Raw genomic sequence first — 21,851 nt, 5'->3', positions numbered from 1 at the left:
GGTGGAGCGCTGGGCTGTCAGGCGGTCTTCAAAACCTCGGCAACCCTACGCATCTGTTCGCCGATCATGTCGCATTGTTCCGGCGTCGACTGGCTCATCGCCTTCTCGATCAGCGCCATATGGACCTTCAGCGCCTGCATCAGCAGTGCCTCGCCGGCCTCGGTCAACGTCAGCCGCAGCACGCGCTTGTCCTTCTCGTCGCCCTCGCGGCGCAGCAGGCCGCGCGTCTCCAGCTGCGGCAAAAGCATGGTGATGTTGGAGCGACCGACCAGCAGCCGGCGAGCGAGGTCGTGCTGCGACATGCCGGGATGACGGTAGAGGTTCATCAGCACGTCGAGCTGCGCCGGCTTCAGGTCGAGCGGCGCCAGCTTCACCGCCAGGGTGCGTTCCAGCACGTGGCATGCGCGCGCCACCGCCACCCAGTTGCGAAAGCGCGGGTTGTCCCAGGGCAGGTCTTGCTTAATGTTCATGTTTGAACTATTATGTTCATGCTTGAACCAATGAATTGGATCGCCACTATGGCATCATTTGGACTGAAGGTCATCCGCGGCACGTTCGGAGTGACTGAGCATGTGGCACCGCGACTCACCGGGCGCGCTGCATTCGAGCTGTTCTGCCGCACGCCGCACGAGAAGAGCTTGAGTGAAGGCGAGCGCCGCGCAATCGATCGCGCCGCCGATTTCATGACCCAGGCACGACATCACCGGCTAAAGACCAGAACCGGCTGCGTCATGGTGCATGAATTCCGGCCCGAGCCCGGCAGGGACACTGCCGGCACCGTGCTCGTCATCCATGGTTGGCGTTCGCGCACCGAATACATGCGCACGCTGATCGAGGCCTATCGCGATGCTGGCTATAAGGTCGTCTCGCTCGACCTGCCGGGCCACGGCCAGTCGCAGGGCCGCCGGCTTACCCTGGTCAGTGCGGTCGATGCGGCACGGGTTGCCGGCGAATGGTTTGGGCCGTTTGCCGCGATCGTCGGCCATTCCTTTGGTGGTGCCGTTGCCGCCAATGCAGTTGCCGGTTCAATCAGGAACATCCCGCGATTGGCGGCCGGGCGACTGGTGCTTATCGCTGCGCCGAGCTCCCTGCCGGCAATCTTTGCTGATTTCAGTCGCATGCTGAATGTCGGCTCGCGGTCGCAGGTCGCCATGGCCGACCGGGTCGAGCGTATCGCCGGCCGGCCGTTGCAAGAGTTTACCGGTGATCGCCAGCTGGCAAGCACGCTACTGCCGACGCTGGTGATCCACGCGCCGGACGACCGCGAAGTGTCCGCCGATCATGCAAGGCTCTACGCGCGCGCCGGAGATCATGTGCGGCTGTACTGGGCCGACGGGCTCGGCCACCGCCGCATTCTCGCCGACAAGGGTGTGGTGGAGCGTGCCGTTGGCTTCGTTGACGGCAGGCTGGAGCCGTTTCTGCAGTGATCTGAATGTCGTTCTTGTCTGCCGGGTTCGATCGTCACGCCGCCACCCCGGTGCCGGCCATCGCTATCCAAGCCGCCATTGCCCCGGCCACCGTCGCCAGAAGGGCCGAGCGCGACGCGCCGAGCGCTTATTCGGCCAGCAAGGCTGCCTTGGTTGGCCTGACCAAAGGCCTTTGCCCGCGATCTCGGTCCGCGCGGCATCACCGCCAATGTCGTCCATCCGGGGTCGACCGATACCGACATGAATCCGGCAGCCGGCCCGCACGCCGAGCATCAGCGCCAGAAGATGGCGATGCCTCGCTTCGGAACGGCCGACGAGATCGCCGGCATGGTCGCCTGGCTTGCCGGTCTCGAAGGACGCTTCGTGACAGGCGCGGCATTGACCATCGACGGCGCAACGCGTGAGACTTGGTCACTGGACGGTTGCCGTTCTGGCTGAGCACGGCGACGGATTCGCTTGACCCGTCACGACGTTGTGAAACCGTTCTGCAACAGACGTTCCGAAATTTATGGAAGCTTAACGAAATCAGTATGAATCAGTGTAGTCACGCCTTACATCCGCCATGGGGTGGGCGAGACCGTGAAAGCGGTGCGGAACGGGATCCGGTTCAACCGGAGCGGGTGATCCATGAAACTCCTTGTAAACAAAGCAACCGTGCTGCCGTTCGCGGTTGCCGCAGCAATGCTGGCCTTCGGGACGCCGCAGGTTGAAGCGCAAGGGTTCTTCGACATGCTTTTCGGCGGCGGCGTCAAACACGCACCGCCGAAAGATAACTTTCCGCCGCCACCGTCAAAATACAAGCCCAAGGCGCCAGCCGCTTCCGGTGGGGGTGGTGGTGCGCAAATCAGCAGCCCGTCCTATTACACCTACAAGAGCGATCCGCTGGTGCGCGTCGATTTTTCGGCACTGTCGGCAGCGCCTGAACCGGCAACGCCTCAGGATGCTGCATTCGAGCCGACGGCCACCGGGGCTGCATTCCGCGAAGCCATTGCCGGGCTCGACGGCTATGATCTCTACGCCGAGAAGGACATCGCCAAGGCGCTGATCGCGTACTACTCAGCCAATCCGGATTTCATCTGGGTGACGGGAACCAGTCCCAACAGCCGTGCCGAGGATGCGGTGCGGGTGCTGGGCGAGGCCGCGAGCTACGGCCTGACGCCCGCCGACTACACCGTCGAAGTTCCGGCAGCAGGCGTATCGGCGGGCAATGCCGATGAGCGCCTGAAAGAGCTGGTTCGCTTCGAGATGGCGATGTCGGCCCGTGTCCTGCGCTACGCCCGTGACGCACAAAGCGGCCGCGTCGATCCCAACCGCATCACCGGCTACTACGATTTTCCGCCGAAGCCGCTCGACATGGAAGGGGTACTGAAGACGCTGGCCCATACCCAGCAAGTGCGTACTTATCTCGAATCACGGCATCCACAGAATTCCGAGTATCAGGCGCTGCGCGTCGAACTGGAATCGCTACAGGCCAGCGCCGAGGACGAGATCGTCGTCGATCCCAATCTGCTGTTGAAACCGGGGCAGACCAGCCCCGAGCTGCCGAAGCTTTTGACAAGGATCGCGCGCAGTCTCGATGACGAGATGGGCGGTGCCTATGGCGAGGTGCTGGCGAAGCTCGCCACCAGCGAGGTCTACGATCCGGAACTGGTGCCGGTGATCAAGGCGGTGCAGAAACGGGCCGGCATGAAAGGCGACGGCGTCATCGGCCCGCGTACCGTCGCATCGTTGGCCGGAACGTCCAAGGCCGACAAAATTCAGAAGGTTCGGGTTGCGCTCGAAGAATTGCGCTGGCTGCCTTCCGACCTCGGCAGCCCGCGCGTCTTCATCAACCAGCCGGCTTTCACTGCGAGCTATATCGACGACGGCGAGGAGAAGCTGAAGACCCGCGCCGTGGTCGGCAGGCCCACCAACCAGACTGCTTTCTTCTATGATCAGATCGAGCAGGTCGACTTTCATCCCTATTGGGGCGTGCCGCAGTCGATCCTGGTCAACGAGATGTTGCCGCGGCTGCGGCGGGATCCCGGCTATCTCGACCGCGCCGGCTATGAGGTGGTCAATGCCCGCGGCAAGCGCATTCCCTCATCCTCGGTCAATTGGGGTGCCTATGGCGCAAAGATACCCTACGGCGTGCGCCAGCTGCCGAGCGAGGCCAATGCGCTGGGCGAGCTGAAGATACTGTTTCCCAACAAGCACGCCATCTACATGCACGACACACCACAGAAGTCATTTTTCCAGCGCGACATGCGCGCGCTCAGCCATGGTTGCGTTCGCTTGCAGGATCCGCGCGGCATGGCGGCTGCCGTGCTCGGTACCTCGGTCGACTACATCGAGGACAGACTGAAACACGGACATTCGACCGAGGACGTGACACGCAAGATCCCGGTCTATGTCGCCTATTTCACCGCATGGCCGGACCTGTCCGGTACCGTCGAATATTTCAATGACGTCTACGGCCGCGACACAAGGCTGCAGCAGGCGCTCGACAGCACGGAAGCGGTGCGTTCGCCGGCCAGCTGAGAGATACGGTTCTAGCGCTGAAACAGTGGACGCCGGAAACCCGCATCGCGTCCGGCGATGAGCCAATAGACCAAGCCCGCGACAACGCCTGCGGCGGCAATGATGCCGATATCGGCCCAGCGCTCCGGGTTCGTGTCGTCCGGTACACTGGGCCAGATCAAGGCGAAGCCGCCAACCGCGGCCGCCGCGCCGAAGATCATGTGCAGCCAAAAGCTGCGCAGCGAGAAAAACTCGGCAATCAGTGCGAAGATCAGCGTCTGCAGGCCGGTCATCACAATCGTCAGAAAATAGATGAACATGCCGAGCGGCGGCAACAGCAGCACCGCAACGGGGGTGACACCCATGACGTCGAAATAATTCGGCGCATTTGGCAGCGAACTCAGCCCGCCATAAATTGCCGCCACCGCGATCAGCCCAACCAATACCGCTATGAAATAACCCGCGAGCATCATCAGAAAGCGTTTCAATACGTGCTTTACCGTCGCCATGCCCACCCCCGCGCGCAATGATAGCACCCAGTCAGCCATCAAAGTCATATCTACACAAGGGTGTGCCGAAGGCCGCGGGCCTTCGAGGAGAGGCATTTTTTAGAATCTGGACCGTTGGCGGCCAGCTTCATTTCGGCGCAGCTGTCACCGGATCATAGGTGATTTCAACTTTGGCCTTGTCGTTCGTGTAATAAATGACGGTGTAGGCGCCGCTGTCCCAATCGATTTCCTTGATGTAGCGGAAGTCGTCGCGCTGCTCTACCTTGGCGATGATTTCCGACAGCTTCTTGGCATTCTGCGGCGGCACCGGATTTTCGTCCGCGGCAAAGGCCGATCCGCCGACAAGCAGCACGGCGGCCGCCAAAACAAGTCTGGACATGGCTTTCCCTCACATTTCGATGAGCAGAAACTCATCTACATACGGGTTTGTTCCCGGACTCGGGCTTGCGGATCGTCCAGACCGGCAATTGTGCTAAGCGTAAGTGTGCCTGTCAGTCTTATAGCTTGCGGAAAAGCGCACGGAAAACCAATACGATTATGCGCTGGTTCTCGATCACGGCAGCATTCCCCGTCGGTGATGGCTAAGTGCTTGAAAAGATGGTGGGCGATGCAGGGATTGAACCTGCGACCCCACCCGTGTGAAGGGTGTGCTCTCCCGCTGAGCTAATCGCCCGCTCGTTGCCCGAAGGCCAAGCGCGCCGCGATATAAGGGAGGCCGGCCTGCGAAGTCAACCACTTGTCGGCCGTCATCTGGCCGTCTGGACTATGACCGGCTTCAGCCCTCCGCCGCGGCCATCAGCCCTTGTACCAGATCGAGCGTCAGCGAATCGAAATGCGAGATCACCGCCGACGGCTCGAACTCCCGCACATGACGATCGGTGTAGCCGAAATCGACTGCCACTACCGGAATGCCGGCGGCCTTTGCCGTGTCGATATCAGTCTGCGAATCACCGACCATCAGTGCACGGTGCGGGTCGCCACCGGCGCGCGCGATAGTCTGCGTGAGATGGCGCGGGTCGGGCTTGCGGAACGGAAAACTGTCCTGACCGCAGATCGCCGCGAAATGCCTGGTCATGCCGAGCGCCTCGATGAGTGCCACCGAATTGGCCTCGTATTTATTGGTGCAGATGGCCAGCAGGTAACCGGCTGCCTCGAACCGTGCGATCGCCTCGGGAACGCCCGGGTAGGGGCGCGATTTGCCGGGAATGTTAACGGTGTAATGGTCCAGAAACAGCTTTAGCAGCCGATCGTGCTCCTCCACGGCCAGCGACCTGTGCTGCGCTGCATGGGCGCGCTCGATCATCACGCGGCCGCCATGGCCGACGAAACGCTTGAAGCCGGCTTCGTCGACGGCCGCGAGCTGGCTGGCGGCAAGGCTGTGGTTGAGGCTGTCGAGCAGGTCCGGCGCCGTGTCGATCAGCGTCCCGTCGAGGTCGAACACGATGGTCGGTCGGGTCATGGCCTGTCCTGTGACGATTCGATTGCCGGCAGGCGATAACCGCTGCGGCCCGTTCAGGCAAGCCGGCTTATCCACCGCGGGCAAGGTCCTTTGACCAGCTCGGCAAAAATGCTACGAGCGCCGAAACAAATCTTGGGGCCCGGCATGGATGCGAGGCAATTGAAGGTTGAGGCCGCGCGGACAGCGCTGGCCCATGTCACGGATGGCATGCGGCTCGGCATCGGCACCGGCACGACAGCGGATGAGTTCGTGCGGCTGCTCGCCGACAAGGTCGCCACCGGCCTGACTGTCATCGGCGTGCCGACCTCGGAGCGCACCGCCGTCCTTTGCACGGAGCTTGGTGTGCCGCTGTCGACCCTCGAGGAAACGCCGGAGCTCGACCTCACCATCGACGGCGCCGACGAGATCGATCCGGCGCTGACATTGGTCAAGGGCGGCGGTGGCGCGCTGCTGCGCGAAAAGATTGTCGCGGCGGCCTCCGCCCGCATGATCGTCATTGCCGACAGCTCCAAGATGGTCGAGATGATCGGCCGCTTTCCGCTGCCCATCGAAGTCAACCGGTTTGGCCTGCGCGCCACCGAAATTGCGGTTGGCGCGGCGGCTGCAAACCTGAGCCTTTCCGGCCCTGTTACATTGAGGATGACGGGGAGCCAGCCATTTGTTACAGACGGCGGCCATTTTATCCTCGATGCATCTTTTGGCCGCATTCCGGATACAAGAGCGCTTTCGAATGCTCTCCACGCCATTCCCGGCGTGGTCGAGCATGGTCTTTTCATCGGGCTGGCGACAACGGCCATCATAGCCGGCGGCGACGGCATCCAAACCGTCCATGCCGCCCGAAAACCAAGGAGTTTTACCGATCATGATGTTGCATAACCGGGTTGGCCGCTTTTTTGCCATTCTGGCGGCCTCGGCCGTTTTCGCGTTTTCGTCGCCGGCATTTTCGCAGGACGTCACTGATGCGCATCTGAAGGCGGCGCGTGCCGCGGTCGCGGCGATCCATGCGACGGATACGTTCGACAACATCCTGCCGCAAGCGGCCGCGGCGCTCGAGCAGCAGCTGATCCAGAAGAACCCGGACATGCAGGAACTGATCGCCAAGACGATCAACGAGAAGGCAATGGCCTTGGCGTCGCGCCGCGCCGACCTGGAAAAGGAAGCAGCGCTTGCCTACGCAAAGGTGTTCTCGGAAAAGGAACTCAATGAAATCGCCGCCTTCTACAATTCCGATTCCGGCAAGAAGCTGCTCGACAACGGCCCGATCGTGACGCGCGAACTGGTGAAGGCTGCCGAGATCTGGCAGAACGGCTTGGCTCGCGATCTCGCCCAGCAGGTCGGTGAGACCCTGGGTGCAGCGGCGAATGCCAAGGCGCCGGCTGCCCCTGCCGACGGTACCGCTCCGGCCGATGGCGCAGCTCCCGCGGACGCTACACCGAATTGATTGCGGACTTCCGAGCGGCCTGACCGCCACTGGACCAGAAAGCCCGGCAAGTCCGGGCTTTTCTTTTGATAGTCGGCAGCCTACCTGTCTCGGTGTTTGAGGGGCAAGGAGTTCAGCCATGGCCGGTTACGACTACGATCTTTTCGTCATCGGCGGCGGCTCCGGCGGGGTGAGGGCGGCGCGCGTCGCGGCCGCACTCGGCAAGCGTGTCGGCGTTGCCGAGGAATTCCGCTACGGCGGCACCTGCGTGATCCGCGGCTGCGTGCCGAAGAAGCTTTATGTCTACGCCTCGCAATTCCCCGAGCATTTCGCCGACGCTGCCGCTTTTGGCTGGACGGTGCCTGAAGCGCATTTCGACTGGCAGAAGCTGGTCGCCAACAAGGACCGCGAAATCAGCCGGCTGGAGGCCGTCTACAAGAAGAACGTGCACGGTGCCGGCGGTGAGGTCTTTCATTCGCGCGCCACCCTGGTCGATCCGCATGTGGTGCATCTTCTCGGTGAGGATCGCACCGTTACCGCCGACCAGATCCTGATCGCTACCGGCGGGCGCCCGGCGCCGCATCCGGCATTGCCCGGCCATGAGCACTGCATCTTTTCCAACGAAGCCTTCGACCTCAAGGAGCTGCCGAAGGCAATCATGATCGAGGGCGGCGGCTATATCGCCGTCGAATTCGCCAATATCTTTCACGGGCTGGGCGTCGACACGACTCTGGTTTATCGCGGCAAGGAGATACTCAGCCGCTTCGACATGGACCTCAGACGCATGCTGCACGAGACGATGGAAAAGAAGGGGATAAAAATCCTCTGCCACGCCGTGTCCGAGTGGGTCAGGAAGCGCCCTGACGGCCGGCTCGACGCGCTTGTCACCGGCGGCACCGTGCTGACGGTCGACCAGGTCATGCTCGCCATCGGCCGCATTCCCAATACCGAGAACATGGGGCTGGAAGGCGTCGGCATCGAGATGACCAAAACCGGGGCAATCCAGGTCGACGAATACTCCCGCACGAACATCGACAACATCTGGGCGATCGGTGACGTTACCCACCGCGTGCAATTGACGCCGGTGGCGATCCACGAGGCGATGTGCTTCGTCGAGACCGCCTTCAAGGACAAGCCGACGGCGCCCGACCATGACACGATCGCCACCGCAGTCTTTTCGCAGCCCGAGATCGGCACGGTCGGCCTGTCGGAGGATGAGGCGGCAAAACGCTTTTCGGATCTTGAAATCTACCGCGCCACCTTCCGGCCGATGCGGCACACGCTTTCCGGCCGCGATGAAAAGATGCTGATGAAGCTGGTCGTCGACGGCGCCTCGAAAAAGGTCCTCGGCGCCCATATCCTCGGGCCGGACGCCGGCGAAATGGCGCAGCTTCTCGGCATACCGCTGAAGGCCGGGCTGACCAAGGATGATTTCGATCGCACCATGGCGGTGCATCCGACCGCGGCGGAAGAACTGGTCACCATGTACAAGCCGACTTACCGGGTGAGAGATGGTGAGCGCGTCTGACGCGACAATAACCCATCGCGGCAACGAGATTGCCGCGATGGAAGTGCGTGAGTTTTTTTACAGCAGCGTTCCGCGCAGGATCACCAGCGCCACCGAAAAATAAATCACCAGCCCAGTGACGTCGACCAGCGTGGCGACGAACGGGGCTGATGCGCTGGCCGGGTCGAAGCCGATGCGCTTCAGGACGAACGGCAGCATTGATCCAGACAGCGAGCCGAAGGTGACGATGCCAACCAGCGTGGCGCCGATCGTCATTGCGATCAGCGGCCAGTGCGGGCCGTAGTCGTAGAAGCCGAAATATTGCCAGAGCGCGATGCGGCCGACGCCGACTACGCCAAGGATCGAGCCAAGCACCAGGCCGGTGGGCAGCTCCCGCAGGGCCACCCGCCACCAGTCGCCAAGGCCGATCTCGCGCAGCGCCAGGGCTCGGATGACGAGCGAGGTCGCCTGCGAGCCGGAATTGCCACCGGAGCTCATGATCAATGGAATGAACAGGGTCAGCACGATCGCCTTTTCCAGCTCGCCCTCGTAGCTTTGCATCGCATTGGCGGTCAGCATCTCGCTGATAAACAGCGCACACAGCCACCCGGCGCGCTTCTGGATCATCGCCAGAAAACCCATCTTCATATAGGGCTCGTCGAGAGCCTCCATGCCGCCGAAACGATGCACGTCCTCGGTCGTTTCCGAGATCATCGTATCGATAATGTCGTCGATGGTGACGATGCCGAGGAGCTTGCCGTTGTCCACGACCGGGACGGCGAGCAGATCATATTTGGAGATCAACTGAGCAACCTTTTCACTATCGGTCAGCGGTGAAACAGTGATAGGCGCACGATCCGGCGCTATTGCCATGATCAGCTCGTCGGGTTCGCCAGCAATCAGTCGACGCAGGCTGGTCGAGCGCAACAGGACCTGCGTTTGCGGATCGACGATGTAGATCGCGTAGACGGTTTCGCGCGTCCGCTCCACCTTGCGAACATAATCCAGCGTGCGGGCAACGCTCCAATCCGGCGGCACGCTGACATATTCAGTCGTCATGAGCGAGGCGGCGCTGCCCTCGGGATAGCCGAGAATGGCAAGCAGCGTCGCGCGCAGCGGTGGCGCCAGGCCGGCAAGCAGCTCGGAACGAGCCGGCTCGTTCAGATCGCGCAGTATGTCGGCGGCGCGGTCGACCGACATGGCGGCAAGCAGTCTGCCTGCCTTGATGCGGGGCAGCGCCTCGACCAGTTCGGATGCGCCGTCGAGTTCAGGCTGGTCGAAGATATCGACCAGCCGCTCGAACGGCACTTCGCAAAGCAGCTCCGATGCCGTCTCGCGAGGCTCCTGGTTCAGCGCCTCGACCATGTCGGCGACATGTTCGTTAGCAAGTACGCGGGCGATGGCGATGGCATCGCCGCCCGCAACGGGGGAAAACTCGTTCATGGCTCACTCCTTGCCGTCCGGCAGGACGTGAGCCTGTCAGATCACGTCAAGCGGACGGCGGTTGCGTTCGACTGTGACTGTCGCCAGGCATGGCGCGGTGACCTTTCTGCTCGCGGGTTCGGATTGAGATTCTGCAAGCCGGCGCAACATAGGAGCGCGCCTTGCCGAGTCAATCGCGAGAGCGGGTTAAAACGGCGGCAAATCGACTGGATCGCGAGACTGTGATCGGGCTACGTCGCGGGCTGGCTGGATGCTGGCAATGGTGCCGCAGCTATCTCTGCTTCAGCCGGCGGGGAAAGCGCAGCCACTTGTCCTCGGCCGGCCGCGTCGGTTGCGTGAGGATGGTGGTGAGCTCGACCGGCAAGCTCGGAACCAGCGGCTTCTTGGTGGCGACGCCGTCGGCGATCGCAACGACGCTGTGGTAGAATTCGGTGCCCGCGAGCGATCTCGGCGGCGTCGCCTCATGCATGATCGAGATCACAGTTGCATCAGGGCAATTGTCCTTGATCGCCTGGTGGAAGGCGATCCGTCCATCGGGGTCAAGAGCGCCAGTGGCTTCATCGAGGAACAGCAATCCCGGCTGCTGCAGCACGATACGGGCGACAACCAGCTTCTGTTTCTGCCCACCCGAGAGAACCTGATCCCAGATCTTTCCTTCACGGCTCTCATCGGCCAAATGCTCGATGAAATCGCCGAGGCCGGCCTTGTGCAGGGCGGATGCGACCTGCACGTCGGGATAATCATGCTCGGAACCCGGCAGGCAGACCAATTGCTTCAGCGAAACCTGCTGCAGCTTCACCTCCTGGGCGGCGTAGAAACTCCTGACCCCTTCCGGGAAGACGATGGTGCCGCGGCCATAGGGCCAAAGGCCGTTGATCGCCTTGATCAGCGAGGTCTTGCCGCAACCGGATTCGCCCTTCAGGAAAGTCCATTCGCCACGCCGGAAGCGCAAGTTCGCGGCACTCAGGAAGGGCGTTGCGTCCTCGCCCTGATGCGCCAGCTCTAGTTTCTGGATGGTCAGGCCGAAAACAGGGTTTTGGCGGTCGTAGCGAAAATCGGAGCGGCCGGTCTGCTGATAAAATTCCTGCGGGTGCTGAACGTTTTCGATCGCGTTTGCGAGTTCGGTGACGCGCTGGCTGTTGGCCCGCAGCGCGGCGATGGCAGGCATGACATGGATGAACCACGAGCATTGACTGATCAGCGAGTTGACCATCTCGGAGCCGGTTATGTAGCCCTTGAGATCGAACCCGTTATGGATGAAGGGAACCAAGCCTGGCCCGTAGGCGACAATGCGGGCACCGATGAAATTGTAGATCAGCTCGAACGAATTGTAGCCTGTGTTGACGATGTTCAGCCGCGCCCAAGTGCGGTCGATGTCGACATAGCGCTGGCTGTGCACTGCCTTCTGCACGTTCTCGCCTTGCGATGCGGCGACATGAAAACTGCGGCGCAGAAAGGTGATCAGCTCGCCGCGATAGCTGCCTTCCGCCTGCTGCATCCTGACATTGAGCCGTTCCAGCAGCCTGCCCAGCTTGACGGCGATCCAGGTGTTCAACGGCACGTAGGTGGCGACTGCCAGAAAGGCGAGGACGGCGCTGCCATAGCTGCCGAGGAACTCCAGCCCTTTGACCTCCGCCGAGTGTGCAAGCAGTTGCTGGCCGACGAAATACAATGAAGTAGCAACGGCCAAAACCCCCATCGCGAGGCCGATGGCGCCGCCCGTCATATCCTTGATCGATTCCTGGATGCGCTGGTCGATGTTGTCGGGAGCGGCGGCACCTGACGAGCCATGCTGAGCGTGGAAATGGGTGTGATTGGAATCAAGCAGGGCTTCGTTGAACTGGCTGTCCAGCCAGCCGCGCCACTTGCGATGCAACGTTGCGGATACCAGGCTGCGGATACCGGTAAGACCCGCATCCTTGAGCAAGACCAGGAGGACAAGTATCCCGGCATTGGCCAGCAGTGTCTGAAGGGGGGTGGTGTTCGCGGCGTCATGGAAAAAGGCGATCGAGTTGACCAGCTCTCCGGATGCTACGGCAAACCACACGCCTGACTTGCTGGAGAGCGCGGTGAGCAGGGCGATCACCAGCGTCAAGGTCCAGGCTTCCACCCACTTGTCCGAAAACCAGTAGGCCCGCATCAGGCCCCAGAAGCTGCGCATCGACGATACGGGCGTAAGGGGCGACTGCCTTGCGGCACCGCGGAGCCATTTTTCCGATATTGAATGTCGCGTTGGTCTATCGACCCGAATCACTATCCCGCCCAAACGATTTTTCTTTTATTACGGACAGTAACACCAATTGATCATTTTCCATTAGCTTTTCACCAGCCGCGAGTGGTTTAACTCGCCGGCCGTTGCAGTGGAGCAACAGAGTGGATGATCACGGGGCTGTGCCGTCGGAATTCTAGGCGCTTGATATCAATGCAATTTCAATATGTTACTTGCCTCCGCCGGAGAAAGTAGGGTCCTTCCCTTGGGGAAGGCCCTCACACAGCTTTGTGAACGTAGAAGCGCCGTCCCGCGGTCGATCTTCACAGCCTGAACCGATCTTCAGCGCTCCCTTACGGCCAGGTCCGACCTCGTTGGCGGCCAGAACGCGACCTGTATGATTCGTGGGTGAAGCCGCCTTGTCGGGAGAGCCCGTAATCAGCCAAGCAACGACGTTGGCCCTACGTCCAGGATGCGGACCGACATGGATTCCGACACAGATCACGAACCCGGGCGAGCAAGGCCTACGGCAACAGCTGGAGCAAGGGGCTGTTTTCCTGCCAGTCCTCCACCAAGGGATTGACCTGCACCGGCAAGGATGGCCATGGCTTTTTCGTCAGCAAGGCCAAGGTGACGGTGAAATAGTCGAAAATAGTCCGGCTCAGTTCGCCGTCTCCAGTTCGCCGCGTGCCTTGGCCGCAGCCACCTGGCGCAGCGCATCGGCAAGCGTATCGGCGTCCTGGGCGCCCATCACCGCATATTTGCCTTCAAGCAGAAAGCACGGCACGCCCGATATGCCCATGCGCGAAGCGGTGGCGATTTCGGTGCGCACCGCCTCGACATCGGCGTCCGTCGACAGAAGCGTTTCGACGACGGAGGCATCCATGCCGGCCTCGCGGGCGGCTTCGATCAGCACGGCATGATCGCCGAGATTGGCGCCTTCTTCGAAATTCAGCTGGAACAGCCGGCGCACCAGCCGGTTCTGAACGGCCTCGCCGGCCGTCCCGGCCCAGCGAATGAGCCGGTGCGCATCCAGCGTGTTGGGCGCGACCTTGATGGCGTCGAAGGCAAAGGAAATCCCCTCAGCCTCGCCCAACGGCTCGATCCGGGCATGGATCTCGCGGATGCGTTGCTCGCTGCCGAATTTAGCCACCATGTAGTCGCGCCGGTTCTTGCCTTCGGGCGGAATCGTCGGGTCGAGCTGGAAGGGCCGCCAACGTATGTGAACGTCGATGTCGACGGCGGCAATCGCCTTGTCGAGCCGTTTCTGGCCGATAAAGCACCAGGGGCACACGACATCGGAGACCACATCGACGGTAATCGAGTTCTCGTCGTTCATCTTGATCTCCTGTTCTGAAGAGGTCACTTCGGTTTGCGCCACCAGGTCGGCAACTGATAACCGTATATGGGCGTCTTTTGCGGATGTTCCAGATAGTTCCAATAAGCAAGCCATTGCTGGTTGTTGTGCTGGGTCGGCACCATGTAATTGCCTGAGATCAGCAGCCGGTCGAGGACCCGGACAGCAGCGACATAGTCCTCCTTCGAGCGAGCTCTCAACATCGCCTCGATCGCCGCGTCCACTGCGGGGTCGGCGACACCCGCTAGGTTGAACGAGCCTTCGGCCTTGGCGGCAGCGGATCCCCAGCGCCCGACTTGCTCGATACCGGGCGACAGTGAGTTGTTGAAACCGGTCGAGCCGACCAGCACCTCGAAATCGAAACGCTGCTTGCGCGACTGGATCTGATCGCCGTCGAGGCTGCGGATGCCGACATCGATGCCGAGCTTCTCAAGCGTGCGCTGATAGACAGCGGCAAGTCGCTCTTCGTCCTGCGAGGCGGTCAGGATCTCGAAACCGAACGGCTTTCCCTGGGGATCGAGCATCGCGCCGTCCTGCACAGTATAGCCCGCGCTCTTCAGCAGCTCGAATGCCGCCTTCAGCACCTTGCGGTCCTGGCCGGAGCCGTCGGTAACCGGCGGCCTGTAGGTGCCGTCCATGACATCTGCGGGCACGCGGCCGGGGTAGGGGGCCAGCAGGGCCTTTTCCTTTTCGCTGGCCGGGTGGCCGAGCGCGGACAGCTCGGAATTCTGCCAAAAGCTCATCGTGCGCGTGTATTTGCCGCCGAACAGATTCTTGTTGGCCCATTCGAAATCGTAGAGCATGCCGAGCGCGCGCCGCACGACCGGATTGGAAAATTTCGGCAGCCGCGTGTTGAACAGGAAACCGTTGACCACCGGCGGAATGCCGGTATCGAAAGTTTCGGCGATGACCTCGCCCCTGTGGAAGGCCGGAAAGTCGAGATCGCGCTCGCGTTTGACTGGGTCGCTGTCGTCGTCGATGGCGCAGATGCCTTTCTTGAACGCTTCCTGCTTGGCGTTGGCGTTGAGGAAATACTCGATGGTGATCTGGTCGTAATTGTCGAAGCCGCGCTTGGACGGCACGTCCTTGCCCCAATAGTGCGGATTGCGCTTGAACACGATGCGCTGGCCGGGCACGACTTGCGCCACCGTGTAAGGCCCGCTGCCGATCACCGGCTTTAGCGTCGTCCTGTCGAAAGTGTCCTTGTTGAACGCGTGTTTCGGGATGATCGGCGTCAGCGCAATGATTAGGGGAAATTCGCGGTCCGCCTTTTCGTTGAAAGTGAAGCGCACACTGCGGTCGCCGGTCTTTTCGAGCTTGGCGATCGCTTTCATTCGCTGGCTGTAAGGTGGCCGGCCCTTCTCGGTGAAGACATCATAGGTGAACAACACGTCTTCCGGCGTCACCGGCTCGCCGTCCGACCATTTGGCCCTGGGATCGAGGTGGAATTCGATGCTCTTGCGCTCGGGGTCCATGTCGGCGGTATCGGCGAGCAGGCCGTAGAGACTGAAGGCCTCGTCGTAGTTGCGCTGCATCAACGGCTCGAAGACAAGATTGCCAAAAGCTTGATCCATCATGCCGCGCGCGGTGGTGCGCAGACTTCTCAGGATGAACGGATTGAGATTGTCGAAGCTGCCGACGACACAATAGGTAATGCTGCCGCCTTTCGGCGCGTCGGGATTGACGTAGTTGAAATGATCATAGTCGGCCGGCAGCGCCGGCTCGCCCTGCATGGCAAGCGCGTGCTTCGGTTCCGACAGGGCCGGCTGCAGGGAAAGGCCGACAAACAAGATTGTGGCGATCAGCCAAACGACAACGCGGCCCATGACCGTCTCCTTCCCGATTCGATGCGCAGCATACATGAGCCGGTCGTGCACCGGCCAATCCCTCGACCCAGTCCCTCGGCCAAGATTCGCGCGGCCCGGGCTGGATTCGGCGCTGCTTGCAGTGTAACACGCCGTCCGAAGTCATTCTGTTGCCTCATTTCGGCAACAGGTAGCTGGACCACACGGCATGAAAAAAGCCGGTCCCGGGATCATTTGAGAGGAATGCACGACATGACGAGCCTGAACAGCAACGCGTACCGCCTGTCGGTCATGGCCGCTGGCGTGGCCGGCATTCTGGGCGCCGGCATTCCCGCTGCTGTCGCGCAGCAGCAACAGCAGATTCCGCAAGGCTGGTTCAAGGCCTGCACCAAGCAGGAAGATGTCGACATTTGCAATGTCCAGAACATCACCACCGCCGGTAATGGTCAGCTCATCACCGGCGTCAGCCTGATCGAATTGAAGGGCAAGGTGAACCGCAAGGTGTTCCAGGTGACGGTTCCGACTGGCCGTCTGGTTCCTCCCGGCATCGGCCTCCAGATCGACGCCGGCAAGGCGCAGAAGCTCGAGTACGTGATCTGTTTCCCGGATCGCTGCGTGGCGGAAGTGCCGCTGACCGATCAGCTCGTCGCGTCCTTCAAGAAAGGTTCGAACCTGACACTGACCTCGGTCAATTTCCAGAACCAGCCGAACCCGATCAAGATCGCGCTGACCGGCTTCAGCGGCGCCTTCGACGGCCCGCCGCTGCAGCAGTCGGACATCGAGGACCGACAGAAGAAGCTCCAGGAGTTCGTCGCCAAGAACAATCAGGATTTTGCCAAGAAGCTCAAGGAAGAGCAGGAAAAGGCGAAGGCCGCCAACTGATCGACGGGTTTTCGAACAAAACAAAAAGCGGGGTTCATGCCCCGCTTTTTTATTGAATCGGCTGATTATCGGGTCAAGACTTGTCCCAAGCCTGTCCGAGCCCAGCCAGATCCCGACTAAGTCAATGTCTCAATTGGTGCTTCGGCTCGTAGCGCCCGTCCGGCTTCTTGTCGAACATTTCACCAATCTGCGGATGCCGAACCGGTTCGCCCGACCGGTCCTCGAGTAAATTCTGCTCGGACACATAGGCGATGTATTCCGTCTCCGAATTCTCGGCGAGCAGATGATAGAAGGGCTGGTCCTTGCGCGGCCGCACGTCAGCGGGGATCGCCTCGTACCATTCGTCGGTATTGGCGAATTGCGGATCGACGTCGAAAATGACGCCGCGGAACGGAAACAGCCGGTGGCGAACCACCTGTCCGATCGAGAATTTGGCTGTCTTCATCGCACTCACCACTTGAACTTCTTGAACGCCACGCATCCTGGAACACGCAACGAAACGCTCCAGGACTTTAGATTCTTACACACCGGTCAGGCAAAGATCGGCCCAGGCCTTACGGTCGATATCGTCATTATTTGGCGCAGACGCCGCGTCAATTCAATCCCGATCAACTTGATGCCGGGTTGAGCATCACAAGATGCGGATCAAGGGCGGCGCCACGATCGCTATCGCGCGGCCGCTTTTCGCAATCCGCCAAGAAACGCCGCAAAACCGCTGCCGGGTCGAAGACCCTCGCGCATGAAAAACGCCCGCAACGGCGCATACCCCTCAAGCGCGCCAAGACCAGCGCTGCGCATCAGCTGGGCCGGCAGCATGTCGGAAAGCAACGACATGTTCAGCAGGTTGACCGCGCTGCTGCGCGCCAGAATGTCCGGCCGCCGCTTGAAATCATAGGCTGCAAGCGCCTGGGCGGCGCCCGGGTCCGAGCGGTTTCTGCTTGCGGTACCAATCAGGTCGTCAATGTCCCGGATGCCGAGATTAAGCCCTTGCGCGCCGATTGGGGGAAACACGTGGGCGGCTTCACCGACAAGTGCCACGCGGCGATGCGCAAACCGCCACGGGCTCACCGCTGAAAGTGGGTAGACCTGCCGGCCGGGCTCAACCGACACGCGGCCCAGCATCGATTGCATCCGCTGTTCGACCCGCGTCGAAAGCTCGGCCTCGTCGAGTGCTGCAAGATCCTTGGCGATTTCGGGTTCGAGCACCCAGACAAGGCTGGACCGGTTGCCGGGCAGGGGAACCTGTGTGAACGGACCGGTTTCGGTGTGGAATTCGGTCGAGGTGAAAGCATGGTCGCTGCGGTGACCGAAATTGAGCACCAGCGCCGCCTGCGGAAAGGATCGGACCGAGGTCCGAATGCCGGCTGCCTCGCGGGCCGGCGATTGACGGCCATCGGCGGCAACTGCCAACGATGCCTCAACCTCGCTACCGTCGGCGAGAACGGCATGGGCATGGTCGGCATCGAGGCGCCATGCCTCCACCATCGACTTTCGCCATTCGATACCCGAATGCGTGACAGCCTCGGCTAGCGTGCGGTTGAGAACGCTGTTGGGCAAGTTCAGCCCGAATTGCTCTTCGTTGATCTCGCTGGCGCGAAAGGTCACTGTCGGGCTGCGGATCAGCCGGTTGGTTGCGTCAACGATACGCATCACCTTGAGCGGCGCTGCGTGCGGCCTGATTCCGTCGAAGATCCCTAGCCGTTCGAACATCTCTAGGGCAGGGTTCATCAAGGCTGTCGTCCGGCCGTCGGGGCCGGCTGCGTCGGGTCCGACGAGCGTCACGGGAAAGCCCGCCTCGGCAAAGCCAAGCGCCGCGATCAGCCCCGCAGGACCGCTGCCGGCGACCAGTATCCGTGCTGTTTCCCGATGCTTCAAATTCGGCTTCCGGATTGCGAGGTGAGGCCTGTCCGATCTGCTGGTCCATATAGGTCAGGTGATGCGGCTTGATCAACGCGGCGATTCGGCCCATTCGGTTGCCATGACCGGCCAACAAGACGATTTCAGCCACCTCGACGGTACCGGCCGCGCGATGGCGAGCGTTGCGCGCAGCCCTCGACTGACCGTGAGCGTTGTTGCCGGCATGGGCATCGCCCTTGCCTGGCTCCTTCTCGGCGTAATGGCAGTTCGGGGGGCGGCAAGCCGGCTCCCGGGCGCTGATGTACCGGGCGACGCCGTGCTGGAATACCTGCCGCTACTGCCGTTGCCGGATTTCCTTGCGCGTTTCTTCGCCCTCTGCCTTGCGCCGGCGCCGCTTCGCGCAAGCCTGGGCGCGCAAGGCGGGGCACTCACCGCGATGTGGCTGTTGATGGCCATCGCGACCATGCTGCCCTCCGCGGCGCCGATGATCCGCACCTATTGCGAGATCGCGGATACCGCCCGGATCAAGAGGGAGCCGGCCGTCCATCCGCTGATCCTGGTCGCTGGATATTTGAGCGTCTGGCTTGTCGCCTCGGCAATGTTTGCCGCCCTGACGCTCGCAATCCATGCATTCGCCTCATCCGGGCAGATGCTCGATCCACTGGTTGGAATTGCCGGGGCAGCCGCGCTGTCGATCGCTGGTCTCTATCAGTTCAGCTCGCTGAAGGAAGTCTGTCTGGACAAGTGCAGAAATCCGTTCTCGGTCCTGTTCGCCAACTGGAGCGCCAGGCCCATTCGTATTTTGCGGCTAGGCATGAAGCAGGGCCTGTGGTGCCTTGGATGCTGCTGGGCTCTAATGCTGGTAATGTTTGCCGTCGGTGTGATGAACGTGTTCTGGATGGCGCTGATCGGCTTGTTCAGCCTGGTTGAAAAACAGACGGCAGGCAATCTGCCGACGCGGCTGGCCGGTGCGATACTGCTTGTCTGGGCAGCAGCGCTACTAGTAGTCTCGACATGAGGGGGACAATTCGATGACAGACCAAAGCTGGGCAATGAAGGGAGAACTCGTCCTCTCCTGCAATTGCACGGTTTTTTGCCCTTGCGTTCTGTCGCTCGGCAACCATTCGCCTACGGAAGGCTATTGCCAAACCTGGGCGGGGTTCCGCATCGATGCCGGCCATTTCGGCGAGGTCGACCTGTCCGGTCTCAATCTTGGGCTGATCATGGAAATCCCCGGCTATATGAGCCGCGGCAACTGGACGGCCGGCCTTTTCATCGACAAGCGCGCCTCCGTTTACGCTGTGAAGGGACTGACGAAGATATTCACCGGCAAGGCCGGTGGAACCACATCGCTGCTCTCCATCCTGGTCGGACAGTTCCTCGGCGTCGAGCAGGTGCCGATCACCTACGAGACGCGTGAGAAAACACGCATCTTCCAGATACCGAAGATCATCGATGGTGCGGTGACGCCGATCACCGGCAAGGATCGCGACAAGGATACGGTCATCAGCAATTCGGAATACTGGATTGCGCCGGAAATCATCGTCGCCAAATCCGACAAGAGCAAAATGCGGGCTTTTGGCCGCAACTGGAACTTTGCGGGCCGTTCGGCCGAAATCTGCAAGCTGGACTGGCGGGGCCCGTGAGCAAGAAGACGACGGCCAGGAAAATCGCCGACCGGATTCCGCGGCCGAAGAAGAAAGTCACCTGGCCGCAGGCGCGGGCGTTCTCGGTCCATCTCTTGACCGCGTCGGGCTCATTCCTGGCGTTTCTGTCGCTAGTGGCAGCAAGCGAGCAGCGCTGGACGGCGATGTTCTGGTGGCTGGGGCTGGCGCTTTTCGTCGACGGCATCGACGGGCCGATCGCCAGGAAGCTCGACGTCAAGGAAATCTTGCCGACATGGTCGGGCGAACTGCTCGACAACATCATCGACTACGTGACCTACGTGTTGATTCCGGCCTTCGCGCTCTATCAGCGCGGCTTCATGGGCGAGCGCCTGTCGTTCCTGTCTGCGGCGATAATCGTGGTGTCGAGCGCGATCTACTATGCCGATACCGGCATGAAGACGAAGGAGAATTTCTTCAAAGGCTTTCCGGTCGTCTGGAACATGGTGGTGTTCACGCTGTTCGTCATCGAACCAGGACAATGGGTTTCCTTCGCCGTGGTCGTGGTGGCCGGCATTCTCACCTTCGTGCCGATCAATTTCATCCATCCGGTGCGGGTGAAGCGGCTGCGGCGCGTCAATCTCGGCATGACGCTGCTTTGGTGCGCTTTCGGCGCGCTGGCGCTGGCGCAGGCCGCACTTGCCTCCTTCTACGACCAGATCGGCGTGCTGGGCGAGCAGGTCAGCGACTTCATCAAGATCGGGATCACGGTCACCGGGCTTTACCTCGCCTGCATCGGCGCTATCATGCAGTTCTTTCCAAATCTCGGCGCCAAGCCGGACAAGAAAGCCTGATCCCAAGAGAGCCTGAAAATGTCCAAAGCGATGCGCATCCATGCCCATGGCGGCCCGGAGGTCCTGACCTATGAGGATGCCGATCCCGGGCAGCCAGGCTCGGGACAGATCCTGGTCAAGCACAGCGCGATCGGTCTCAATTTCATCGACGTCTATTATCGCTCGGGCCTTTATCCGCCGCAGGGCGGATTTCCGCTGATCCCCGGCGGTGAGGCGGCCGGCGTGGTCTTTAAGGTCGGCTCGGATGTCGACTGGCTCAAACCCGGCGATCGCGTCGCCTATGCCGTGACCACCGGCGCCTATGCCGAGCAGCGCGTGATCGCTGCCGACCGCGTGGTGAAGGTGCCGGACGGCATCAGCGACGAACAGGCCGCAGCCATGATGCTAAAGGGCATGACGGCCGAGTATCTGTTGCGCCGTACATTCAAGGTGAAAGCCGGCGACACGATCCTGTTTCATGCGGCGGCCGGCGGTGTCGGGCTGATCCTCGGTCAATGGGCCAAGCATCTCGGCGCGACGGTGATCGGCACCGCGAGTTCAACCGACAAGATCGAACTCGCCAGGGCGCATGGCTTCGACCACGTGATCAACTATCGCGAGCAGGATTTCGTCGCCGGCGTTGCCGCCATCACTGGTGGCAAGAAATGCGACGTCGTGTATGATTCGGTTGGCAACGACACATTTCCAGCCTCGCTCGATTGCCTGCGGCCGCTCGGCACGTTCGTCAGCTTCGGTCAATCGTCTGGGCCGATCCCGCCCTTCAGCATCTCGTTGCTGGCGCAGAAGGGCTCGCTGTTCGCAACGCGGCCGACGCTGTTCGTCTACAATGCCAGGCGCGAAGACCTCGAGGCTTCCGCCGCCGCATTGTTCGACGTGGTGCTCAGCGGCGCCGTCAAGATCAAGATCAACCAGCGTTACGCGCTCAGCGAGGCCGGCAAGGCGCATTCCGATCTCGAAGGGCGCAGGACCACCGGGACAACGATACTTATCCCTTGAGCGCCCGCAGTTTCGGCCCGCCG

General features: G+C 61.4%; 20 protein-coding genes, 1 tRNA gene and 1 pseudogene. 11 read left to right on the top strand and 11 right to left on the bottom strand.

Annotated features, from left to right (window positions below):
- Window positions 1–17: 17 nt before the first annotated feature.
- The gene (locus NMG46_RS08560) at window positions 18–470 is read right to left on the bottom strand and encodes a MarR family winged helix-turn-helix transcriptional regulator (RefSeq protein WP_254817243.1); all 453 of its coding nucleotides are present in this window, start codon (window positions 468–470) and stop codon (window positions 18–20) included.
- A 48-nt stretch (window positions 471–518) separates the two neighbouring features.
- Here NMG46_RS08560 and NMG46_RS08555 point away from each other — a divergent pair, with 48 nt between their 5' ends.
- From NMG46_RS08555 to NMG46_RS08545, 3 genes and pseudogenes are all read left to right on the top strand, one after another.
- Complete coding sequence (locus NMG46_RS08555; protein ID WP_254817242.1) at window positions 519–1,427, top strand: alpha/beta hydrolase; 909 nt, start codon at window positions 519–521, stop codon at window positions 1,425–1,427.
- A 128-nt stretch (window positions 1,428–1,555) separates the two neighbouring features.
- Window positions 1,556–1,865: pseudogene (locus tag NMG46_RS08550) on the top strand (SDR family oxidoreductase); the annotation flags it as partial.
- Between the two features lie 189 nt (window positions 1,866–2,054).
- A complete protein-coding gene (locus NMG46_RS08545) occupies window positions 2,055–3,947 on the top strand; it encodes a murein L,D-transpeptidase (protein ID WP_254817241.1) in 1,893 nt (630 codons plus the stop codon).
- 11 nt (window positions 3,948–3,958) lie between these two features.
- Here NMG46_RS08545 and NMG46_RS08540 read toward each other — a convergent pair whose 3' ends face one another.
- The 4 genes from NMG46_RS08540 to NMG46_RS08525 all read right to left on the bottom strand — a co-directional run bounded on the left by NMG46_RS08540 (window position 3,959) and on the right by NMG46_RS08525 (window position 5,894).
- A complete protein-coding gene (locus tag NMG46_RS08540) occupies window positions 3,959–4,435 on the bottom strand; it encodes a hypothetical protein (protein ID WP_254817402.1) in 477 nt (158 codons plus the stop codon).
- Window positions 4,436–4,562: 127 nt separating this feature from the next.
- On the bottom strand, window positions 4,563–4,814 hold the full coding sequence (locus NMG46_RS08535; RefSeq protein ID WP_254817240.1) for a PepSY domain-containing protein: 252 nt from the start codon (window positions 4,812–4,814) through the stop codon (window positions 4,563–4,565).
- A gap of 219 nt (window positions 4,815–5,033) precedes the next feature.
- Window positions 5,034–5,108, bottom strand: a tRNA-Val gene (locus tag NMG46_RS08530).
- Between the two features lie 102 nt (window positions 5,109–5,210).
- Window positions 5,211–5,894, bottom strand: a complete 684-nt coding sequence (locus tag NMG46_RS08525; RefSeq protein ID WP_254817239.1) for a phosphoglycolate phosphatase — start codon at window positions 5,892–5,894, stop codon at window positions 5,211–5,213.
- 144 nt (window positions 5,895–6,038) lie between these two features.
- Between NMG46_RS08525 and rpiA the strand changes: the two genes are divergently transcribed.
- The 3 genes from rpiA (at window position 6,039) to gor (ending at window position 8,842) form a co-directional block, all read left to right on the top strand.
- Entirely contained in the window at window positions 6,039–6,770 is a 732-nt protein-coding gene (rpiA, locus tag NMG46_RS08520; protein WP_254817238.1) for a ribose-5-phosphate isomerase RpiA, read from the top strand.
- On the top strand, window positions 6,757–7,335 hold the full coding sequence (locus tag NMG46_RS08515) for a DUF2059 domain-containing protein (RefSeq protein ID WP_254817237.1): 579 nt from the start codon (window positions 6,757–6,759) through the stop codon (window positions 7,333–7,335). Before rpiA ends, NMG46_RS08515 begins: the two co-directional genes overlap by 14 nt.
- A gap of 118 nt (window positions 7,336–7,453) precedes the next feature.
- Window positions 7,454–8,842 (top strand): glutathione-disulfide reductase, encoded by a 1,389-nt coding sequence (gene gor, locus NMG46_RS08510; RefSeq protein ID WP_254817236.1) that lies wholly within the window; start codon window positions 7,454–7,456, stop codon window positions 8,840–8,842.
- Between the two features lie 57 nt (window positions 8,843–8,899).
- On the opposite strand, the gene mgtE is transcribed toward gor, so the two are convergent.
- The 4 genes from mgtE to NMG46_RS08490 form a co-directional block, all read right to left on the bottom strand.
- Window positions 8,900–10,264 carry a magnesium transporter gene (mgtE, locus tag NMG46_RS08505; RefSeq protein WP_254817235.1) on the bottom strand — a complete coding sequence of 455 codons (1,365 nt, stop codon included), beginning with the start codon at window positions 10,262–10,264 and terminating at the stop codon, window positions 8,900–8,902.
- A 271-nt stretch (window positions 10,265–10,535) separates the two neighbouring features.
- Window positions 10,536–12,425: an ABC transporter ATP-binding protein/permease gene (locus NMG46_RS08500; RefSeq protein WP_254817234.1), complete on the bottom strand. Its 1,890-nt coding sequence runs from the start codon at window positions 12,423–12,425 to the stop codon at window positions 10,536–10,538.
- 709 nt (window positions 12,426–13,134) lie between these two features.
- A complete protein-coding gene (locus NMG46_RS08495) occupies window positions 13,135–13,812 on the bottom strand; it encodes a DsbA family oxidoreductase (protein WP_254817233.1) in 678 nt (225 codons plus the stop codon).
- Between the two features lie 23 nt (window positions 13,813–13,835).
- Window positions 13,836–15,656, bottom strand: coding sequence for an extracellular solute-binding protein (locus NMG46_RS08490; protein WP_254817232.1), 1,821 nt, complete (start codon window positions 15,654–15,656; stop codon window positions 13,836–13,838).
- A 231-nt stretch (window positions 15,657–15,887) separates the two neighbouring features.
- On the opposite strand from NMG46_RS08490, the gene NMG46_RS08485 reads away from it, so the two are divergent.
- Window positions 15,888–16,517 (top strand): invasion associated locus B family protein, encoded by a 630-nt coding sequence (locus NMG46_RS08485; RefSeq protein WP_254817231.1) that lies wholly within the window; start codon window positions 15,888–15,890, stop codon window positions 16,515–16,517.
- 121 nt (window positions 16,518–16,638) lie between these two features.
- Here the strand turns inward: NMG46_RS08485 and hspQ are convergent, their stop codons facing one another.
- Together hspQ and NMG46_RS08475 are read right to left on the bottom strand one after the other, a co-directional pair.
- Entirely contained in the window at window positions 16,639–16,962 is a 324-nt protein-coding gene (hspQ, locus tag NMG46_RS08480; RefSeq protein WP_023675043.1) for a heat shock protein HspQ, read from the bottom strand.
- A 221-nt stretch (window positions 16,963–17,183) separates the two neighbouring features.
- On the bottom strand, window positions 17,184–18,392 hold the full coding sequence (locus NMG46_RS08475; RefSeq protein ID WP_254817230.1) for a UbiH/UbiF family hydroxylase: 1,209 nt from the start codon (window positions 18,390–18,392) through the stop codon (window positions 17,184–17,186).
- A 103-nt stretch (window positions 18,393–18,495) separates the two neighbouring features.
- Here NMG46_RS08475 and NMG46_RS08470 point away from each other — a divergent pair, with 103 nt between their 5' ends.
- The 4 genes from NMG46_RS08470 to NMG46_RS08455 are packed head-to-tail and all read left to right on the top strand — an operon-like array spanning window position 18,496 to window position 21,828.
- Entirely contained in the window at window positions 18,496–19,392 is an 897-nt protein-coding gene (locus tag NMG46_RS08470; RefSeq protein ID WP_254817229.1) for a DUF2182 domain-containing protein, read from the top strand.
- Window positions 19,393–19,405: 13 nt separating this feature from the next.
- The gene (locus NMG46_RS08465) at window positions 19,406–20,020 is read left to right on the top strand and encodes a DUF1326 domain-containing protein (RefSeq protein WP_254817228.1); all 615 of its coding nucleotides are present in this window, start codon (window positions 19,406–19,408) and stop codon (window positions 20,018–20,020) included.
- Window positions 20,017–20,832, top strand: a complete 816-nt coding sequence (gene pcsA / locus NMG46_RS08460; RefSeq protein ID WP_254817227.1) for a phosphatidylcholine synthase — start codon at window positions 20,017–20,019, stop codon at window positions 20,830–20,832. The genes NMG46_RS08465 and pcsA overlap by 4 nt, the downstream gene beginning before the upstream one ends.
- 18 nt (window positions 20,833–20,850) lie before the next feature.
- Entirely contained in the window at window positions 20,851–21,828 is a 978-nt protein-coding gene (locus tag NMG46_RS08455) for a quinone oxidoreductase (RefSeq protein WP_254817226.1), read from the top strand.
- The last annotated feature ends 23 nt before the right edge of the window (window positions 21,829–21,851 follow it).

Source organism: Mesorhizobium sp. LMG 17147 (assembly GCF_024297145.1).
GTDB lineage: Bacteria > Pseudomonadota > Alphaproteobacteria > Rhizobiales > Rhizobiaceae > Mesorhizobium.
The sequence above is the reverse complement of the archived record's forward strand: the minus strand, read 5'-3'. Positions and strand labels throughout refer to the sequence as shown.

Excerpts from the sequence above, each read along its gene's own strand:
- NMG46_RS08560 (WP_254817243.1), bottom strand. The coding sequence starts at position 470 with ATGAACATTAAGCAAGACCTGCCCTGGGACAACCCGCGCTTTCGCAAC.
- NMG46_RS08555 (WP_254817242.1), top strand. The coding sequence starts at position 519 with ATGGCATCATTTGGACTGAAGGTCATCCGCGGCACGTTCGGAGTGACT.
- NMG46_RS08545 (WP_254817241.1), top strand. The coding sequence starts at position 2,055 with ATGAAACTCCTTGTAAACAAAGCAACCGTGCTGCCGTTCGCGGTTGCC.
- NMG46_RS08540 (WP_254817402.1), bottom strand. The coding sequence starts at position 4,435 with ATGGCGACGGTAAAGCACGTATTGAAACGCTTTCTGATGATGCTCGCG.
- NMG46_RS08535 (WP_254817240.1), bottom strand. The coding sequence starts at position 4,814 with ATGTCCAGACTTGTTTTGGCGGCCGCCGTGCTGCTTGTCGGCGGATCG.
- NMG46_RS08525 (WP_254817239.1), bottom strand. The coding sequence starts at position 5,894 with ATGACCCGACCGACCATCGTGTTCGACCTCGACGGGACGCTGATCGAC.
- rpiA (WP_254817238.1), top strand. The coding sequence starts at position 6,039 with ATGGATGCGAGGCAATTGAAGGTTGAGGCCGCGCGGACAGCGCTGGCC.
- NMG46_RS08515 (WP_254817237.1), top strand. The coding sequence starts at position 6,757 with ATGATGTTGCATAACCGGGTTGGCCGCTTTTTTGCCATTCTGGCGGCC.
- gor (WP_254817236.1), top strand. The coding sequence starts at position 7,454 with ATGGCCGGTTACGACTACGATCTTTTCGTCATCGGCGGCGGCTCCGGC.
- mgtE (WP_254817235.1), bottom strand. The coding sequence starts at position 10,264 with ATGAACGAGTTTTCCCCCGTTGCGGGCGGCGATGCCATCGCCATCGCC.
- NMG46_RS08500 (WP_254817234.1), bottom strand. The coding sequence starts at position 12,425 with ATGCGCAGCTTCTGGGGCCTGATGCGGGCCTACTGGTTTTCGGACAAG.
- NMG46_RS08495 (WP_254817233.1), bottom strand. The coding sequence starts at position 13,812 with ATGAACGACGAGAACTCGATTACCGTCGATGTGGTCTCCGATGTCGTG.
- NMG46_RS08490 (WP_254817232.1), bottom strand. The coding sequence starts at position 15,656 with ATGGGCCGCGTTGTCGTTTGGCTGATCGCCACAATCTTGTTTGTCGGC.
- NMG46_RS08485 (WP_254817231.1), top strand. The coding sequence starts at position 15,888 with ATGACGAGCCTGAACAGCAACGCGTACCGCCTGTCGGTCATGGCCGCT.
- hspQ (WP_023675043.1), bottom strand. The coding sequence starts at position 16,962 with ATGAAGACAGCCAAATTCTCGATCGGACAGGTGGTTCGCCACCGGCTG.
- NMG46_RS08470 (WP_254817229.1), top strand. The coding sequence starts at position 18,496 with ATGACCGGCCAACAAGACGATTTCAGCCACCTCGACGGTACCGGCCGC.
- NMG46_RS08465 (WP_254817228.1), top strand. The coding sequence starts at position 19,406 with ATGACAGACCAAAGCTGGGCAATGAAGGGAGAACTCGTCCTCTCCTGC.
- NMG46_RS08455 (WP_254817226.1), top strand. The coding sequence starts at position 20,851 with ATGTCCAAAGCGATGCGCATCCATGCCCATGGCGGCCCGGAGGTCCTG.